This is a genomic window from Vibrio tapetis subsp. tapetis, assembly GCF_900233005.1.
Lineage (GTDB): Bacteria > Pseudomonadota > Gammaproteobacteria > Enterobacterales > Vibrionaceae > Vibrio > Vibrio tapetis.
The window spans coordinates 3,169,188-3,188,184 of the sequence record NZ_LT960611.1 but is presented as its reverse complement, the minus strand read 5'-3'; the positions used below and the strand labels follow the sequence as shown (position 1 = coordinate 3,188,184).

Sequence of the window (18,997 nt, the reverse complement as noted above, 5' to 3'; positions counted from 1 at the left end):
TGCCTTCTATAGCGATAAAATGAGTGATGTAGCAAATAAGACTATGCAAGCTGGAAATATTGCATCCGGTGATAGTATTAGAAAATTTGAGTTGGCGTTGGAAAAACACTTAGAAGTAAATAATCTGTTATCAGTTAATAATATGACAAGTGCGATAGCATTAGCTCTTGATCTTATCGGAATAGAAGCTGGCGATGAAGTAATAACAACCAGTTTTAACTGTTTAGCATCTACTTCTCCGATTGCTTTATTAAAAGCTAAAGCCGTATGGGTAGATTTGGATAAAAACTCTGTATCTATGTCGATAGACGATCTTCAAAGGAAAATAAGTAATAAAACTAAAGCAGTTATATTATACCATGCTGCAGGCTATCCTTCTGATTCAAAAAGAGTAAGTGAAATATGTAAAGACTACAATATTCCCTTTATTGAGGATTGTAATAATGCGCTCTTTGCAAATTGCCATGATAAAAAAGTTGGAACGTATGCAGATTATAGTATTTATTCATTTTATCCCAATAGACAAATTAATACTCTAGAAGGGGCTATGTTAAGTATTAAAGATACTGAACAATATAAACAGGCATTGAAATTAAGACGATTTGGAATTGATGGCGCAACATTTAGGGATGGAACAGGGGAAATTAATCCTAAATCACAAATTAAAAAAATTGGGACTTCAATTAACTTAGGTAATATTAACTGCGCAATCGGTTTAAGCCAATTGGAAGGTTTAAAGGAACGGCACGATAGAACTTTAGATAATGCTCGACTATTGACTCGAAATTTGCGGGAAAATAAGCACTTTAAAATAATAAAGCTAAAGGATGGTTTGGAACCTTCGTATTGGGGGTTTCTAGTATTGTCCGATTTTAGAGATGAATTACTCGCTCATTTAAAGTCTAAAGGTGTTGCTGCATCAAAGATCCATTTTAGAAACGATCTATATGAAGCATTTGATAGCTGTAGTGATGACAAACAGATTCACAATACAGTGCAATTACAAGAAAGAATATTAGCTTTACCTATCGGTTATTGGCTAATTAAAGATGAAATTTCGTATATATCAAATGTTGTGAATGAGTTCCATGAAAGCAAGTAAAATAATAGATGTTTTATCCCTATATATAGGAAGAAGTGGCGGCTTAGTTGTAGGGTTTATATTTTTACCCTTATATCAAATTTTGCTTTCTACTCATGATTTTGGATTGGTGACGCTCTACCTTACTTGTGTTGCTATTGCCATATCATTCGATTTTGGTCTGTCTGTTTTATTTCATCGTAGTGCCGCCTCTGGGGAATTTTATTCTAATGAGGGAACATGGAATTTATTTACGGTCGAAATATCTTTAGTTATCCTATTCTCAATAATTACTGCCATAAGTTGCCTCTTTATAAATAGTAACCTTATCTATTTTGGTTTACTACTATCTATTAATATCATATTTTGTGTGCTTCAAAATATACTTATTATGATATTGCTTGGTTCCCAAAAATATACAATATCAGGTTTTATTCAAGGTGGCTTGTCATTGTTTAAAGCCATTTTTAGTTATTTGGCTGTCCTATGGGAGCCAAATATCATTTCGTTTATGGCCGCGCAAGCGGTAACTTCAGTAATATTCTATATATTAACGCGCTATCTATTAGGGAGTTTCGGTTCTAATTTTTATCGGAAAGAAGCTATAACTATAAGCTCAGTTTATAATAGTTTTAAATCTCTTGTATTGCTTGGGCTACCTCTTCTCATGATGAGCATATCGGGAGTCATTGTATTACAAGCAGATAAAGTACTTGTTAATATATTTATGGGTCTAGAAGTACAGTCCACTTATTTCCTTGCTCTATCAGTATCCATGTTACCGTTAACGATTATGTCTGCACCGGTATTTCAATATTTTCAACCTAAAGTAATAAAGGATATCGATAATAATCAGGCTCTGAATTTGAATAATAATATAAAATTCTTTATGTTATCCATATTCATAGTATCAGTACTCCCTAGTATGCTTCTGTGGGTGTATCGAACAGAGATCATTAGTCTTTGGCTACATGATCCAGATGTTGCTAAAGTAGTCATAGAGTATGTTACGTATCTTTTACCTGGGACTGCATTAGGTTGCGTAGGCTATGTTCCATTATCTATTTTAATGGGATTGAAGAAGTATTCATTTCAGGCAAAAGCATCAATTGTCATGACTGTTATCACCGTGCTTATTTTATTGTTTTTCTCATATGAGAAAGAGATATTAGCAATATGTATATTGTACTCGTGTTACCACACCATATCTGTTTTCGTTAATTTGATTGGTTCAACAGGCTCTGATGTGTGTCAACTTGCTATTAAAAGCATCTTCAAGTATTACATTTTTCAAATCATTATTGTTTTAATGATTGTTTTTTATAATTGATTTTTGGAATAGGTATATAATGTTTAAAGACAAAGTATTAATGATAACCGGTGGCACAGGATCTTTTGGTAACACTGTATTGAAGCGATTTTTGAATGCGGATATTAAAAAAATTATTATATTTAGTCGAGATGAAAAGAAACAAGAAGATATGAGAATATCTTTTAAAAACGATAAGATTAAATTTGTATTGGGTGATGTAAGAAAATTTGAATCTATAAGGCAAGCAATGAAAGGCGTTGATTTTGTATTTCATGCAGCTGCATTAAAACAAGTCCCATCTTGTGAGTTTTACCCTATGGAGGCGGTAAATACGAATGTTATTGGTACTGAAAATGTATTACAAGCTGCCATTGAAAACGCCGTTAAACGTGTTGTTGTTTTAAGTACAGATAAAGCGGTATACCCAATTAATGCGATGGGAATATCTAAAGCGATGGCGGAAAAGGTTATGGTTGCCAAAGCAAGGGGGCTTGAGGTTTCTGATACTGTTATTTGTGCTACAAGGTACGGTAACGTGATGGCTTCTCGTGGTTCTGTAATACCTTTGTTTGTTGAAAAAGTAAAAAATTCGGAACCATTAACTCTTACAGACCCAAATATGACACGATTTTTAATGTCTCTTGAGGATTCTGTTGACCTAGTTATTCACGCTTTTGAACATGGTGAGCAAGGTGACATTTTTGTTCAAAAAGCACCTGCTTCTACAGTTGGAACACTTGCCGATGCAATCTCTGAACTATTTGGTTGTAAATCTAATAAAGTGGTTATCGGCACCCGCCACGGCGAGAAATTATATGAGTCATTAATCTCTAGAGAAGAGATGGCTAAAGCAATTGAATTTGGACGTTATTATCGAGTGCCTGCTGATAATAGAGATCTAAATTATGAGAAATATATTTCAGAGGGTGATTTGTCAACTAATTCTATAGAAGACTATACGTCACATAATACTGTGCAGTTAAATACAGAGCAAGTGAAGGAGCTACTCGTTTCTCTTGAATACATAAAAAATCAGTTAAAAGGTTAATCAGTGATATGGCTACCCCAGTTGTTAGTATTTTGATTGCTACAAAAAATAGACAAGAATACGCTTATGAGACAATAAAGCATATATTGAGTTTCTCGAAAAATAATTTTGAATTGGTCATTTCTGATAATAGTGACTCTAATGAACTATCAATTTTAGTGGAAGAGTTTCAAGTAGATCCCAGGTTGAAATATGAATATATAGCAAGCCCAATCTCTTCCATTCATAATTTTAGAAACGTCATAGAAATGTCTTCTGGGGAATATATATGTCTTATTGGTGATGATGATGGAATTAGTCATGAGTTCTTTACGGCGGTAGAATTAGCATCGAAAAATAATATGGATTGCTTAGTTGGTTCGTTAACAGCAAATTATCGTTGGGCGGGAACTGAACAGGTAAATACAATATTTACTAAAATGACGGACTCCACTTTAGTCTTGGATAGTTTTACTTGTAAAATGGGCAAGGTAGATACTGAAGATTCTCTGAAAAAGTTAATTAGAAATGGATTTACTAATTATCTACAGTTTTCGTTACCAAAACTTTACCATGGAATCGTGAAGAGAAACAAATTTGAAGAAATAAAGTCCTTAACGGGAGAATATCTAGGTGGGTTAAGTCCTGATATTTATGCTTCGGTAGCCTTATCTTTACTTAAGTGTAAGACCTATGAAATTGATTTTCCGATTACAATACCAGGAGTGTGCAAAGTCAGCTCTTCAGTTCAAGAAGGTGTTGCAAAGACACACTCATTGGATATTAAGGATCTACCACACCTGAGATATCGAGGTGAATATAAGTGGAATTCGCAGGTTCCAAAAGTATATAACGTAAATTGTATTTGGGCTGAATCGGCTCTAGCTGCTTTTTCTGATGTTTCTGAGTGTATTGATATGGCAATGTCGTCGCAGCTTAGATTATATGCATATATTTTGTCTAATCAACCTAAAGCTCGCTCTCTGGTTTTGGAGCATTACAGAGTGGCAAATAAATTAAACTCCAAAATAGGACACGTTAAACCTATATTTCACGCTATAATAGAGTTTTTAATGGGGCCTGTACTATGCTTTTTGAATCAGAGAGCTCTAGGCCGACTTAAGATATTTATAAGAATGAGAGAGGTAACTGACATTAGGGAACTTGATACGATAGGTGATGCTAGTGAAGCGCTTGAGAAATTTTGTATAAAGAACAATAAAACAATAAAACAATAAAACAACTTATGTTAGATTTGAAATGATACTTGAGGGTTAACGGTTATTATTTGTCTATCATGGCAGCGTTCGGTTAATATCTATAGTTTCAGAAACTTATAACAACTCGGACCTATTTTATAATTGCTATGTTGTCTATAGGATAGGTCAAATTAAATAATAATTCACGTTGATAGTGAGAGTATTTAACCTTCACTTGCTAATAATTTAGAGATATATTTTGATTTATTATATAGTTTTTTTTTCTGCGTCTTTTTTGGCTGTTTTAGAATTAGGCTCAAATAACAAAAGTATTAGTAATGTATTGCCTTTTTATGTACTAATAGCTTTTACTGTATTAGTTTCATTTCGCACTGGTGTAGGTACTGACTTTTATGCATATGAAAGTCTATATTACAATTCAATATCTATATATGATGATGGGGTCAACTCAATTGAGTTAGGGTATTTGTATTTATCTAAGTTTTTCGCTTTGTTAGATATGCCTTTCTACGTTTTCTTGGTTTCTGTTTGTGTGATTATGTACACTTTTATATATAAAAGTGTCATTATTACTACAACATACCCTTGTATCGCTTTATGCATTCTTTACTCTGATGTGTTTTTTTATTTTCATCTTAGTGGAATAAGGCAAGCTATTGCAATGAGTATTACCATGTATTCGTTTAAATATATACTAGATAAAAGGTTGCCCTATTTTTTATTCGCCGTTACCTGCGCAGCTCTGTTCCATAAAACCGCAATTATATTTGTCATACTCTATCCATTAGTGAATTATTTCAGCACTCGTGTTTTTTACCTACTTTGCTTATTGATGTTGTTTATAATGCCATATATTTTGTCAACTGTCTTTTTTAATTATATATCTAGTCTGGGTTATTTCAGAGCTGTTGATATGTATATTTCTGATAGTTATAATGTCTTTAGTCTAGGAAATTTCATAGCAGGTGCGATAAAAAGGTCTTTCCCATTACTAGTACTATTGTACCTATTTAATATTAACCGAAAAGAGAGTTATGGATTAGTTAAATCTCCATACATAAAGGTATGGTTTTTTGGTTTTAGCTTCTTCTTGTCGACTTATTACAGTTTTCCCGATATATCGGTGCGTTTAAGTACGTATTTTATTATGTTCAATATTATCATATTACCCATGTTTATTGGTTACTTTAAAGCACCTTTAGATAGAGGGATATATGTACTCACGATTTTTATTTACTGTGCCTTTTCGATGTATAGTTATACAAATATCGCTCAGTATCAATATAAATTTATTGACATATTTTAACATGTTATGCGTAATTAAAGTTATAAGGTTTGAAATTTGAAAAAAGTAATCTATTATGTAGATAGTATGGCACCTTCAGGTGGCATTGAACGTGTGATCTCGACGCTGTTATTCAAATTGCACGGTAGAATTGAAATTGTACTATTAACTAAAGATTTTGAGAAAAGCTTTTATCCAATACCTGCCGACGTAAAATGTTTAAGTTTAAGGATTAAACAAGGTAAATATGAATCGGTTAAGGCGATAAGAATTAGGAATATTGCAATATCCTTATTTGACGAAATAAAAAAATTATCAGATTTCCTTAAGTCAACAGAATATGATTTATTCTATTGTACACACCCTATTAGCGTACTTGCGTATAGATTGGCGGGGGGGGATTCTGAAAGGCTCATTATTTCTGAGCATGGTTCACATGGAGCGTATAACATTGTATATAGAACAATCAAGAAGTTTCTTTATCTAAAATGCAAATCTTATATTGTACCAACGTTATCTGATACTGACTATTATAATAGTATAGGAATTCCAGCAAAATATATACCTCATTTCAGACCAAATTTAGATTACAGCCAAAAAGATCGTCGTCTTAAACAAGTACTAAATGTTGGAAGGTTAACTGATGATAAGCAACAAGGTTTATTAATAGATATTTGGAATGATGTCCTGAACGAAAACCCTAACTTGAGTGATTGGAGTCTAATTATATTGGGGTCCGGAGAAAATAGTGGTTTTCTTAGGAAGAAAATAGCGACATCAAAATTTGCATCTACTATTTTAATCGTGGATGCGACGCCCGATATAGTAAAATACTACAAAAGATCATCAATATTCGCCTTGACATCTAGATTTGAAGGGTTTGGTATGGTTCTTATTGAGGCAATGTCTTTTGGTTTACCTGTGATTTCCTTTGATTGTCCTTCTGGGCCTCGAGACATTATTAACATTAGAAATGGTTACTTGGTGCCTTGTTTTAATAAACAACTATACTCAAATCATTTGCAAGATCTTATGGTAAATGACGCACTCCGGGAAGAAATTTCTCAAAGAGCTTTCAATGAAGGAAAAAAATGGGACAGTGAACTGATTACAAATAAATGGTTAGAGGTTTTGAAATGAATATTTCTGTTGTTATACCAATGTATAATGCATCATCGACTATTTCTGATGTGTTAACAAGTGTTGTCCAGCAAGATTACGATCGTCGTATTGAAATAATTGTAATTGATGATGGGTCAACAGATAGTTGCTCAAATATTGTTAATGATTTTATAGGAAAAAACGATTTTGATATAAAATTAATCAATAAACCTAATGGTGGTGTGTCGTCTGCCAGAAATTTGGGTATAGAAAATGCCTCATACGACTGGATCGCTTTTCTTGATTCAGACGATATTTGGTTACCATCAAAATTGCGGCGTCAGGTAGAAGTTGTTGAAAGCCTTTCTTCAAATGTTGATTTTATAGGCTGCGCTAGAAATAATGAGTCGTTGAGAATTGGTTTGAGAAAAATAAAAACTCTTCACAAGGCAGTTGTAAGAGAGTTATTGGTTAAGATGTTTCCACAAACGTCTACTGCATTAATTAGAAAGTCAGTGTTGCAAGAGCTTGGCGGGTATGACACTAGTTTTACTCATGCAGAAGATGGAGAGCTTTGGATAAGGATTTGTACAAAATACCGCTTTTATTATCTCCCTGAATCTCTAGTTATTACTGGTGGAGGTAAGCCAAATTTTGGTCACTCTGGCTTATCTGCTAACTTACAAGCAATGTCGGACGGTGGGATGAAGATATTAAATATGGCTATAAAGAGGGGGGACGTAAGTCATCTCGAAGGAGCTATATTTCGAGTTTTTTACTATTTTAAATCTTTAAGAAGAGTGATTATTCGGAGTTTAAATTAATGATCTATAAAATAATTTGGGCTTTCCAGGGGTTATTGTTATCCTTTTTTTTTGGAAGCTATAAGTTTCCGTCCTATGTTTCATTTCCTATTTTCTCAATAGGGCTTAGAAAAGTACATATAGGAAAAAAAGTAAGAATATTCAAGGGCTTTCGGGTTGAAACTCATGGGAGTGGCGAGATCCATATCAATGACGATGTTTCTATTGGGCAGAATTTCCATATTACTTCCGCTGGGAAAATTGTAATTGAGCCAGGGGTTATTATTTCTGCAAATGTATTTGTAACCGATATCGACCACGAATATAGGGATATTAAGTTGCCAGTTTCTTCGCAGCCTCTAATTATATCTAACACATGTATTGGACAAAATTCATTTATTGGAATAGGCGCCTGTATTCAGGCGGGGACTAAATTAGGAAAGCATTGTGTTGTGGGGTGTAATTCTGTAGTGAGAGGGAGCTTTCCAGATTACTCGGTGATAGTCGGGGCTCCTGCAAAAATAGTGAAACGTTATAATAAAAAGACTAATTCTTGGGATAAAACAGATAGTAAAGGAAATTTTTTAGATGAAATATAGGAAAATACTTATAACTGGTGGTGCTGGTTTTATAGGCTCAAATTTGGCTCTTAAATTAATAGATAGAGGGTATGCTGTTACGGTGTTGGATAACTTGTCACCTCAGATTCATGATGATGTGTCTCCATTGTATGAATCAATTAAGGGTAAGGTGAACTTTATCAAAGGGACTGTTCTCAGTTATGATGATTGGAAACTAGCTTTAGAAGGTGTTGATGTTGTTGTTCATTTAGCCGCTGAAACAGGTACTGGCCAATCAATGTATGAGATCGAGAAGTATACTGACGTAAATATTAAGGGTACTTCTGTCTTTTTAGATATATTAGCCAACGAAGAGCATACCGTGAAAAAAATGGTAATTGCATCTTCTCGTTCTATTTACGGAGAAGGTAAATACAATTGCGTAGATGACGGCTTTGTTTATCCAAAAGATAGAATTGATAGCGATATGGCTAAAGGCGACTTTTTTGTTAAATGTCCAATTTGCAATAAAAACGTTGAATTGTTAGCGACAGATGAAGCAAGTAAAGTTCACCCTAGTTCTATTTATGGTATTACAAAGCAAGTGCAAGAACAGATGTTTCTGGTTATGGGGAAATCTTTGAATATTCCCGCCGTGGCCTTTAGATATCAAAATGTTTACGGTGCCGGTCAGTCATTGTCAAATCCATATACCGGGATTTTGTCTATTTTCTCTACGCGAATAAAAAATGGGAATGATATTGCAATTTTTGAAGATGGAAAAGAGAGTCGTGATTTCGTATATATCGACGATGTCGTAGATGCAACAATGTTAGGCATAGAAAAGGATGAAGCGAACCATGAAGTGTTTAATGTTGGTTCAGGGAAAGCAATAAATGTTTTAACTGTCGCAGATACATTGGTTAATGAATACAACAGCGCCTCAAAAATTGAAATTTCAGGTAATTACAGGTTGGGAGATATTAGAGATAATTATGCCGATTTAAGTAAAATAAGGTCTAAGCTTGGCTTCGAACCTAAAGTTAGCTTTGAACAAGGTATCTGTAAGTTTGTTAAATGGGTAAATCAGCAAGAAGTTTCTGAAGATAAATATGAAGAAAGTATAAATGAAATGAAAGAAAAAGGTTTGTATAAGTAATGGAGGCTCTAAAGGGAAAAAAGGTTCTTTTTTTAGCGCCAACTTTTTTCGGTTATGAGATAGAGATAAAAAAAGAACTTGAAAATTTTGGTGCTGAAGTTAAATATTTTGATGAAAGGCCTAAAAATGATTTTGTTACTAAAGCACTAATTCGTTTACAACTTAAAAAAGCTATACAAAATAATATAAATATTTATTATCGCAACATTATAGAAAATACCAAGCATGATTGTTTTGATTATCTGTTTTTAGTCAATCCTGAAACCATAGATGTGAAAATAATTGAAGCTATTAAAAAATGTCACCCGAATGTTATTGTTTATACTTACATGTGGGACTCTATAAAAAACAAAAAAAAGTCTTTAGATTTGTTGTCGGCTTCTAATAAATTCTTTACTTTCGATTCCAATGACGGAGTTATAGATGAAAGTATCAGGTTCTTACCTCTTTTTTATATAAAAGACTATGAGGATGCTGTCGGGTCCGATGATTGCTCGTATGACATTTCATTTATAGGGAGTGTGCATAGTGATCGATATTCTACGGTTAAATCCATGGATAACGGAAGATTTAAGCTGTTTTCATATTTCTATTCTCAAAGTAGATTTTTATTTATGCTGCAAAGGCTTTTATATAAGGAATTTAGGCGAATTCAAAGAAGTGATGTGAGTTTTGTTTCACTATCTAAAAATGAAGTAATTAACATCATTAGAGACTCTAAAGCGATTGTAGATATTGAGCATCCCTTACAGAATGGGTTGACTATGCGTACTATTGAGATGCTAGGGGCTAAAAAAAAGTTAATCACTACCAATTCAAATGTTAAAGAGTACGACTTCTACGATAGTAGGAATATTTTTGTTATTGATCGAAATAATCCTGTTGTAGCGGAAGGTTTTTTGGATGCTAAGTACATAGAAATAGATAAAAGTATTTATGAGAAATATTCATTAAGAAGTTGGATTGTGAATATATTCAGAGTTGAAGGTGATGTGGTTGACTGATTTTTAAGCATAGCATCATTTGTTATCTCCGTGGCTGCTTTACTGTCCATAGCAATATTAAATGTTGTTATCTCTTAGTTTCTTACGCAAAATGTCAATTTTTATTAATGTAGAGTTTTATTATGATTTTAGTCACCGGCGGTGCCGGGTTTATAGGTAGTGCAGTTTTGCGCTACATTATTGAAAATACGTCGAATTCAGTCGTTAATCTAGATAAGTTGACTTACGCTGGCAATGTTGAGTCTGTTGCTTCGATTGCCAATAACGAACGTTATCATTTTGTGCATGCAGATATTTGTGATGCAATTGCAATGTCTGAGGTATTTGAAAAATACCAGCCTACAGCGGTGATGCATTTAGCTGCGGAATCACATGTTGACCGTTCGATTGATGGTCCTGCTGATTTTATGCAAACGAATATTATGGGCACATTCACTTTGTTAGAAGTTGCACGTGCTTATTGGTCTGCTTTACCAGAAGATAAAAAGCAAGCTTTCCGTTTCCATCACATTAGTACCGATGAAGTGTACGGTGATTTAGAAGGGACTGATGACCTGTTTACAGAGGAAACATCTTACGAACCAAGCTCCCCATATTCAGCATCTAAAGCATCAAGTGATCATCTAGTTCGCGCTTGGAATCGAACTTATGGTTTACCTGTGATTGTAACAAACTGCTCGAACAACTATGGACCTTATCACTTCCCCGAGAAGCTCATTCCTCATGTTATTTTAAATGCGTTAGCAGCTAAACTTTTGCCTATTTATGGTGACGGTAGCCAAATTCGTGATTGGCTATATGTAGAAGATCACGCACGTGCACTTTATAAAGTGGTAACCGAGGGGGTTGTGGGTGAAACCTATAATATTGGTGGTCATAATGAAAAGAGGAATATCGAAGTAGTAGAAACGCTTTGTGCCATTCTTGATGAATTAAAACCTATCTCCGATAACCCCGCTTTTTCTTCATCGAAAATTACTAATTATAACGAGCTTATTACTTTCGTTAAAGACCGCCCAGGTCACGATGTACGTTATGCCATCGATGCAACAAAAATAGATAGAGAGTTAGGTTGGGTACCAGAAGAGAGCTTCGAAACAGGTATTCGCAAGACAGTTGAATGGTATTTAAATAATGAAAACTGGTGGAAGCGTGTATTAAGCGGTGAATACCAACTAGAACGTATAGGAGATATGTAACCATGCCTGACAATTTAATTTCAAACTACAAGGGAATTATTCTAGCTGGCGGCTCTGGTAGTCGTCTACATCCCATTACTCTAGGCACTTCTAAACAGTTATTACCTATCTACGACAAACCTATGATTTTCTACCCTCTATCGGTTTTGATGCTAGCGGGCATTAATGATATTTTAATTATCTCAACCCCAGAAGATTTACCTAATTTTGAGCGTATGTTAGGCGATGGAAGTCAATTTGGTGTTGAAATCAGCTATAAAGAGCAACCGACTCCTGATGGGTTAGCACAAGCATTTATTATTGGAGAAGAGTTTATTGGTAATGACAATGTTGCTTTAGTGTTAGGTGATAACATTTTCTACGGGCAACACTTCTCAGACAAACTATTGGCTGCTGCAAAAGTTGGAAAAGGTGCATCGGTATTTGGCTACCACGTTTCTGACCCGGAGCGTTTTGGTGTGGTTGAGTTTGATGGAAGTGGTAAAGCGTTAAGTATTGAAGAGAAACCTGAACAACCAAAATCTAACTATGCAGTCACTGGTTTGTATTTCTATGATAATGATGTGATTGATATTGCTAAAAAGATTAAACCATCACATCGTGGAGAGTTAGAAATTACCGATGTAAATATTGCTTATTTGGAGCGCGGTGATTTGAATGTTGAGCTATTAGGTCGTGGCTTTGCCTGGCTTGATACGGGTACGCACGACTCATTATTAGAGGCTAGTCACTTTGTACAAACCGTTGAGCATCGTCAAGGCTTTAAAGTCGCATGTTTAGAAGAGATTGCTTACGTGCAAGGTTGGTTAACTAAAGAAGAGTTGCTTGTTCAGGCTGAGAAACTAAAGAAAACAGGTTACGGTCAGTATCTATTCAATATTGCTAATGGAATGGTTTAATGAAATTTATTGATACAGCAATTGCAGATGTAAAAATTGTTGAAGTAAATGTGTTTGGTGATGAGCGTGGTTTCTTTATGGAAACCTTCCGTGCTGATGAGTTTATGGAACAAACGGGTGCTAAACCGTTTGTGCAAGACAACCATAGTAAATCAACAAAAGGTATTTTACGTGGTTTGCATTTCCAGCAAGAGCAAACTCAAGGTAAGCTAGTACGTGTTACATCGGGTGCTGTTTATGATGTTGCTGTAGATATGCGTCAATCTTCACCGACGTTTGGTAAAGCGGTTGGCGTTGTACTATCTGCTGAAAACAAACGTCAATTATGGGTGCCTGAAGGTTTTGCACATGGTTTTTATGTGATGACTAACTCTGCTGAGTTTGTGTATAAGTGTACTGATTATTACCACCCAGAATCTGAAGTCTCTGTTCGCTGGAGTGATGCAGAACTTGCTATTGAATGGCCGTTAGTTGATGGTGAATTACCTCAACTATCTGCAAAAGACGCAGATGGTTTTTCATTTAAAGATGCTCCAAAATTTGATTGATAGGTAAAGTCAGTATGAAAGTTGTCATTACAGGAAAAGGGGGGCAGCTCGCTTGGGAGTTAGAGCAGCTTGTACCACAAGATGTTGAAGTTATCAGTGTCGGTATTAAGGAACTTGATATTTCCAATGAGTCATTGGTCTCTGAGTTTATGGTAAAGACTAAGCCTGATTTAGTGATTAATGCTGCTGCTTATACTGCGGTAGATAAGGCTGAAGAAGATACTGAAATAGCTTATGCGGTAAATGAGTTAGGTATTAAATACTTAGCTAGCGCTTGTAAGGAAATCAATGCGCGTGTTTTACATGTGTCGACTGATTTTGTATTTGATGGGACTGATACTATGCCTTATCAAACTGATTCAAAGCCTAACCCAATCAATGTGTATGGTGCTTCAAAGTTAGCTGGTGATTTAGCCCTTCAGGAGATATTACCTGAAGCGAGTGTGATTGTACGTACTGCTTGGGTGTATTCAGTAAACGGTAACAATTTCGTTAAAAGCATGCTGCGCTTAATGCAAGAGAAACCGCAGCTTAGCATCATCTATGACCAAGTGGGCACGCCGACTTGGGCTAGAGGTCTCGTACAATGGTTATGGGCAGTGGCAGAGAAACCTGCAGTGACCGGCACTTACCATTGGACCGATGCTGGTATAGCTTCTTGGTATGACTTTGCTATAGCGATTCAAGAGTTAGGTGTTGATAAAGGGTTATTAAAAGAGGCTATTCCGGTTTTACCCATACCAACCTCCGCTTATCCAACTCCCGCTAAACGTCCCGCGTTTTCGGTGATTGATAAATCAAGTGCAGAAGAAGTCTCTGGTATTAAAACGATACACTGGCGTAAACAGTTATCAGAAATGATGGATGAGTTAAGTTAGCCTCTTACTGAACCAATTATCTTTAGTAAAAAATGAAAAATAAAGGACACCCATATATTTGACACCCTCCTCCAAATCACCAACTAGCCTTACTTTATCTGTTTAGATTTCGCTCACTGGTGGTCAGGATGACTCAATCTCGTTCAACTTAAGTTTCTCTTCAAGACACGGCGTATTATCACTGTATTTCACGGTGGTACGCCGTGCTTTTTTATGCGGCGAAGATAACTATGTAAGCGCCTCATAAACCCCACATTCTAATCGCCAAGCACGAATATTAAGATCAAGTCTCTAACCAAAAGGAGATTTGAAATGGCAAAGCGACGCTCTAACCAGGAATGGCAGGCTCTTTTTCAACAGTATGAAAGCAGCAATATGACTCAACGCGTTTTCTGCGAGCAGCACGGACTGAGTTTATCCACGTTCTTCGCAAAACGCCGTCAGCTTCAAACGGTAGCCCAATCAGCAACCGTCGGATTTGTGAGAGCTGAAGTCGTCGAAAAGACAACGAAGTATCAGGCTCAAATTGCAACGGCCAACATGACACTTCTCGTCAATGATGTTGAGCTGAATATTCCTCAAGGCACGCCTGCGGCCTATCTGGCAGAGCTTATCGGTGCGCTATCATGAAACGTATGCTGAGCGCTCCTGAGATTTACCTCTATCGTGAAAGCGTCGATTTTAGAAAGTCCATCAACGGCCTCGCGGCGATTATCGAAAGTGACACCGATTTGCCTTTGGGGAGTGGCGCACTGTTCTTGTTTACCAACAAACAGCGCGACAAAATCAAAGTATTGTATTGGGATAAAACAGGCTTCGCCCTTTGGTATAAACGACTCCAAAAAGCCAAGTACAAGTGGCCTACAAAAGAGAAAAATGAAGTGTTTACCCTGACGCAATTCGAGCTTGATAGACTGCTTTCTGGCTTCACGATTATCGGCCATAAACCCGTTCGAATAAACGATTTTACAATGACTTAAGCGATAATAAAGCCTTATCCACCAAGCGTTAACGACATGATTTTAGTATAATAAATGTCATGAAAAAAACGCCAGATATCAATCCAGAAAGTCAAAGTGTTGCCGAGCTACAAGCGATGGTGAAAGCACTGATGTCAGAGAAAAGCGAGTGGAAACAAGAGCGCCAATCGCTACTTGAGCAACTCAAACTTGCCTTCGACCGCCAATTCGCGAAACGTTCGGAGGCGTTAAAGCCTTACGATGAATTTCAAGGTGACCTCTTCAACGAAGTGGAATGTGAAGCCGCTAAAGAAGAAGAGGTTGAGGTGACGACCACTACCACAACGAAGAAACGTGGTAAACGTAAGCCACTTCCAAAGACCTTACCTCGTGAGATTATCGAACTCGATTTAGACGACCATGAAAAGCAATGCGCTTGCTGCAAGCAGAGCCTGCATAAAATCGGTGAAGACCGCAGTGAAAAGCTGGAATTCTCACCAGCGGTACTCAAAGTGCTGGAATATGTTCGTCCTAAGTATGCTTGCCGCCAGTGCGAGCAAACAGAGGACAATAACCGCATCGTTCAAAAGCCAGCGCCGCAAAGCATTATCTCTAAGAGCTTCGCGACAGAAAGCTTGCTTGCCAATATCATCCTTGGCAAATACCAATACGCAATGCCGCTGTATCGGCAAGAGTCGCTGTTTACCCAATCGGGTATCGAACTATCACGAACCACCATGGCAAGGTGGATTATCCAAGTCAGTGAGAAGTTCGTACCGCTGTATGCTGCCCTGAAAAGGCACCTACTAGAACAAGTGGTGGTTCAGGCGGATGAAACGCCGCTCAATGTGCTCAAGGAAGATAAACAGTGTTACATGTGGCTCTACTGCTCGGGCGCAGACTCGCCAGATGCCGCACTCCCCAATATGAAAAACATCGCCTTGTACGACTATCAAAACAGTCGCGCGAGGGCGTGCCCTGCTGCCTTTTTAGGGGATTATAGTGGTTATATGCAAACCGATGAATATGGTGCCTATGACGGTCTTCACCACGTGACCAATGTCGGCTGCTTGGCGCATGCACGGCGTAAGTTCATGGATGCTAAGAAGCTTCAAGGAAAAGGCAAGTCAGGCAAAGCGGATAAAGCACTGGCTAAAATCCAGAAGCTCTATGGAATAGAATCACGCTTGAAAGGCATCTCTGCCGAAAAACGAAAAGCAGAACGGCAGATATACGCCAAACCAATACTGGATGAGTTTTACGAATGGATGACAACTCAGAAAGTGATAGGCTCTAGCCCGCTGGGTAAAGCAATAAAATATACGCTTGGCCAATGGCCGAAGCTCATCCGCTATATCGATGACGGTCATTTATCTATCGACAATAATCGTGCTGAGCGCGCAATCAAACCGCTGGTCATTGGCAGAAAGAATTGGTTATTCTCGGCTACTCAAAATGGTGCTGACGCGAGCGCGATGCTTTACAGTATCGTCGAAACCGCGAAAGCCAACGGCCTTATCCTCTACGACTATATGGTCAAGTGCATGAAAGAGTTGGCGAAAGCAGAGCCAGATATCGATGCGCTCCTACCTTGGAACTTCAAACATTAGTAATATCGCCCCGTGGGTTCATGGGGCGTTTACAGTGCTGCATGTAGACATGGCGCTTGCTAAGTCATGGAGTAACGAAGAAGTCGCTAAGCGTTGGACAACGTTATACAAAGCGCCGTTATTGGGTAGTCGTTGGCTTAGTGGTGAGTTAAAATCCAAAGCGGAAATAAACAAACTAGCCTTACTTTATCTGCTTAGATTTCGCTCACTGGTGGTCAGGATGACGCAATCACGTTCAACTCAAGTTTCGCTTCAAGACACGGCGTATTATCACTGTATTTCACGGTGTGTGCGCCGTGCTTTTTTATGCGGCGAAGATAACTATTCAGGGCAAAGCTTTGAGCATCGCCGAGTGTGGATAGTAGAGCGAATGCGCTTGCTAAGCCAAGTATTTTCGATTGACGTATGCGCCTATGCCATTATGTCTAACCACTATCATTTAGTGCTGCATGTAGACACAGCGTTGGCTAAGTCCTGGAGTAACGAAGAAGTCGCTAAGCGTTGGACAACGTTATACAAAGCGCCGTTGTTGGTCAGCCGTTGGCTTAGTGGTGAGTTAAAATCCAAAGCGGAAATTAACAAAACTCTAGAACTTATAGAGGAATGGCGTGAACGCTTAACGGATATTTCTTGGTTAATGCGTAACCTTAACGAATTTATTGCACGTGAAGCCAATAAAGAAGAAGGTTGTAAAGGCCGATTTAGGGAAGGGTGCTTTAAGTCACAAGCCCTATTGGATGAAAAAGCCCTGCTCAGCTGTATGGCTTACGTAGATTTAAATCCTGTTAGGGCCGATATGGCGCAAACCCTTGAAGAGTCAGAATTCACTTCCATTTACGAACGTATTCATTCGTTCGCTTGTCAGCAAGATACAGGCAAGGGCGAGATTGCGTCATTACCCGCTAAAGGCCTAACTGGCTTTTTAGACAACGAGCGAGAAACGCAGTCCTCGGTGTTGTCCAAGAGAGGGGGTATTGAGTTCTCACTGTTGGATTATTTGGCGCTAGTCGAAGAACTAGGCCAAGTGGTTCGGCCAAACAAGCGCGGTTATATTCCACCTAGCCACAATTCTCTCCTTGAGCGGTTAAATATGAATGCTGAGGAATGGCTAACCCTCTCTGAAAGCTTTGGTGGCAAGTTTCGTTGTGCAGTGGGCTCGGCTAAAGAGCTTGAAAGTTACGCTCTTCATACGAACAGGGCATGGGTATCTGGAAAATGTTCAATGAGCCTATATGACCTCTAGGGGGGTATCATTTTTATTGGTCCTGCGTTCGATTGAAACTTGAAAGGAAGTGATATGCCTTGTCAGATACATCAGTGTGAATATTTACCTAACAACGGTGTTACGATTTATACCAAAGATGAGCTGGGTGAGGGTAATGATGAATGTCTGTTGTCTTCTTGTTACTGAGCCGGAAGTGGCACGGGCAGAGAAGTATATTGTGTTATATGCCAGTAATAAGAAAGTCGATAGCCTCTATGATCTCATTTCTGAATGTACTTAATTCGGCAACGGGTTTACGCAGAATTTTGGTCGGTACGCTTGCCATTTGGTGAGTGGGATGACGAGCCGAGTGTTTAGTGTGTCAAGCAGTTCACTCTGTACATCTACGAAGTAAGGGTAAGCCGTTGAAGTGTTCTTATCGTTGTTTTGGTATAGCGTAAATTGTGACATTAAAATACTCGGTAGGGAGCAGAAAACAGGCCATGGTTTTCAGTCAGCTCATTACATGCATTAATGGCTTCAGCGTTTTGTTCTAGCCATTCTGCTTTAAGGTGTTGGTTTACTTCTTTCTCTAGTGCCTTTTCCATTGTTGCGGACAAGTTAATCTTCAGGCGTTTAGCTTCGGCTAGCAGCTCGCTATTTAAACTTAAGTTGGTCGCTTTTTTCGGGGGTTGTGCATTGAATGCGTTTCTCATAGGATCACCCTGTGCGTATAGTTTATGCGCACTAATTATAGGTGCGTGCTAGGCATGTAACAAGTACAATTAAGCACTACTCAGTTGCATGGTCTATGTCGGTGTATTTCAAGATAGGTGGTATTGAGTTTTCTTTGCTGGATTACTTAGCCTTAGTGGAAGCATTCAGCCAAGCCAAAACTCTCTCCTTGAGCGGTTAAGTATGAATGCTGAGGAATGGCTAAAGTTCTCTGAAAGCTTTGGTGGCAAGTTTCGTTGTGCAGTGGGCTGAGCTAAAGAACTAGAAAGTTATGCGCGGCATACCAGCAGAGCGTGGGTTTCGGGGAAGTGTTCAATGAGCGTATGTGGTCTCTAGGGTTTTCCATTATCATGACTGCTACAGTATCGGGTAATAGAGGGCAGTAATGCGCCTTCAATCTTGCTATAGTTTTA

General features: G+C 37.7%; 19 protein-coding genes and 1 pseudogene. 18 read left to right on the top strand and 2 right to left on the bottom strand.

The window, feature by feature from the left end:
- The first annotated feature begins 19 nt into the window (after positions 1–19).
- From VTAP4600_RS14275 to VTAP4600_RS14190, 18 genes are all read left to right on the top strand, one after another.
- Complete coding sequence (locus VTAP4600_RS14275; RefSeq protein WP_172443125.1) at positions 20–1,102, top strand: DegT/DnrJ/EryC1/StrS family aminotransferase; 1,083 nt, start codon at positions 20–22, stop codon at positions 1,100–1,102.
- Complete coding sequence (locus VTAP4600_RS14270) at positions 1,089–2,411, top strand: lipopolysaccharide biosynthesis protein (protein WP_102523401.1); 1,323 nt, start codon at positions 1,089–1,091, stop codon at positions 2,409–2,411. The genes VTAP4600_RS14275 and VTAP4600_RS14270 overlap by 14 nt, the downstream gene beginning before the upstream one ends.
- A gap of 19 nt (positions 2,412–2,430) precedes the next feature.
- Positions 2,431–3,441 (top strand): SDR family NAD(P)-dependent oxidoreductase, encoded by a 1,011-nt coding sequence (locus tag VTAP4600_RS14265; protein ID WP_102523400.1) that lies wholly within the window; start codon positions 2,431–2,433, stop codon positions 3,439–3,441.
- Positions 3,442–3,449: 8 nt separating this feature from the next.
- A complete protein-coding gene (locus VTAP4600_RS14260) occupies positions 3,450–4,658 on the top strand; it encodes a glycosyltransferase family A protein (RefSeq protein ID WP_102523399.1) in 1,209 nt (402 codons plus the stop codon).
- 220 nt (positions 4,659–4,878) lie between these two features.
- On the top strand, positions 4,879–5,946 hold the full coding sequence (locus VTAP4600_RS26700) for an EpsG family protein (RefSeq protein WP_415239662.1): 1,068 nt from the start codon (positions 4,879–4,881) through the stop codon (positions 5,944–5,946).
- A 36-nt stretch (positions 5,947–5,982) separates the two neighbouring features.
- Positions 5,983–7,065, top strand: coding sequence for a glycosyltransferase (locus VTAP4600_RS14250; RefSeq protein WP_102523397.1), 1,083 nt, complete (start codon positions 5,983–5,985; stop codon positions 7,063–7,065).
- Positions 7,062–7,850, top strand: a complete 789-nt coding sequence (locus VTAP4600_RS14245; protein WP_172443123.1) for a glycosyltransferase family 2 protein — start codon at positions 7,062–7,064, stop codon at positions 7,848–7,850. Before VTAP4600_RS14250 ends, VTAP4600_RS14245 begins: the two co-directional genes overlap by 4 nt.
- Positions 7,850–8,428, top strand: coding sequence for an LbetaH domain-containing protein (locus tag VTAP4600_RS14240; RefSeq protein WP_102523395.1), 579 nt, complete (start codon positions 7,850–7,852; stop codon positions 8,426–8,428). Before VTAP4600_RS14245 ends, VTAP4600_RS14240 begins: the two co-directional genes overlap by 1 nt.
- Positions 8,418–9,548 carry an NAD-dependent epimerase/dehydratase family protein gene (locus VTAP4600_RS14235; protein ID WP_102523394.1) on the top strand — a complete coding sequence of 377 codons (1,131 nt, stop codon included), beginning with the start codon at positions 8,418–8,420 and terminating at the stop codon, positions 9,546–9,548. The genes VTAP4600_RS14240 and VTAP4600_RS14235 overlap by 11 nt, the downstream gene beginning before the upstream one ends.
- The gene (locus VTAP4600_RS14230; RefSeq protein ID WP_102523393.1) at positions 9,548–10,552 is read left to right on the top strand and encodes a WaaS/CpsH family glycosyltransferase; all 1,005 of its coding nucleotides are present in this window, start codon (positions 9,548–9,550) and stop codon (positions 10,550–10,552) included. The genes VTAP4600_RS14235 and VTAP4600_RS14230 overlap by 1 nt, the downstream gene beginning before the upstream one ends.
- 119 nt (positions 10,553–10,671) lie before the next feature.
- Entirely contained in the window at positions 10,672–11,751 is a 1,080-nt protein-coding gene (gene rfbB, locus VTAP4600_RS14225; RefSeq protein WP_197708671.1) for a dTDP-glucose 4,6-dehydratase, read from the top strand.
- Positions 11,752–11,753: 2 nt separating this feature from the next.
- Entirely contained in the window at positions 11,754–12,650 is an 897-nt protein-coding gene (rfbA, locus tag VTAP4600_RS14220; RefSeq protein ID WP_102523391.1) for a glucose-1-phosphate thymidylyltransferase RfbA, read from the top strand.
- On the top strand, positions 12,650–13,198 hold the full coding sequence (gene rfbC, locus VTAP4600_RS14215) for a dTDP-4-dehydrorhamnose 3,5-epimerase (RefSeq protein WP_102523390.1): 549 nt from the start codon (positions 12,650–12,652) through the stop codon (positions 13,196–13,198). Before rfbA ends, rfbC begins: the two co-directional genes overlap by 1 nt.
- Before the next feature lie 14 nt (positions 13,199–13,212).
- On the top strand, positions 13,213–14,076 hold the full coding sequence (rfbD, locus tag VTAP4600_RS14210) for a dTDP-4-dehydrorhamnose reductase (protein ID WP_102523389.1): 864 nt from the start codon (positions 13,213–13,215) through the stop codon (positions 14,074–14,076).
- Positions 14,077–14,388: 312 nt separating this feature from the next.
- Positions 14,389–14,706 carry an IS66 family insertion sequence element accessory protein TnpA gene (tnpA, locus tag VTAP4600_RS14205; RefSeq protein WP_102523388.1) on the top strand — a complete coding sequence of 106 codons (318 nt, stop codon included), beginning with the start codon at positions 14,389–14,391 and terminating at the stop codon, positions 14,704–14,706.
- Positions 14,703–15,056, top strand: a complete 354-nt coding sequence (tnpB, locus tag VTAP4600_RS14200; protein WP_102523387.1) for an IS66 family insertion sequence element accessory protein TnpB — start codon at positions 14,703–14,705, stop codon at positions 15,054–15,056. The genes tnpA and tnpB overlap by 4 nt, the downstream gene beginning before the upstream one ends.
- 59 nt (positions 15,057–15,115) lie before the next feature.
- Entirely contained in the window at positions 15,116–16,645 is a 1,530-nt protein-coding gene (gene tnpC / locus VTAP4600_RS14195) for an IS66 family transposase (protein WP_102523386.1), read from the top strand.
- A gap of 34 nt (positions 16,646–16,679) precedes the next feature.
- Positions 16,680–17,888 carry a transposase gene (locus VTAP4600_RS14190; protein ID WP_231897808.1) on the top strand — a complete coding sequence of 403 codons (1,209 nt, stop codon included), beginning with the start codon at positions 16,680–16,682 and terminating at the stop codon, positions 17,886–17,888.
- 202 nt (positions 17,889–18,090) lie between these two features.
- Here the strand turns inward: VTAP4600_RS14190 and VTAP4600_RS14185 are convergent.
- Both VTAP4600_RS14185 and VTAP4600_RS14180 read right to left on the bottom strand, forming a co-directional pair.
- Positions 18,091–18,320: pseudogene (locus tag VTAP4600_RS14185) on the bottom strand (CcdB family protein).
- Positions 18,320–18,565, bottom strand: coding sequence for a type II toxin-antitoxin system CcdA family antitoxin (locus VTAP4600_RS14180; RefSeq protein WP_102523385.1), 246 nt, complete (start codon positions 18,563–18,565; stop codon positions 18,320–18,322). Before VTAP4600_RS14180 ends, VTAP4600_RS14185 begins: the two are co-directional and overlap by 1 nt.
- Positions 18,566–18,997 lie beyond the last annotated feature (432 nt).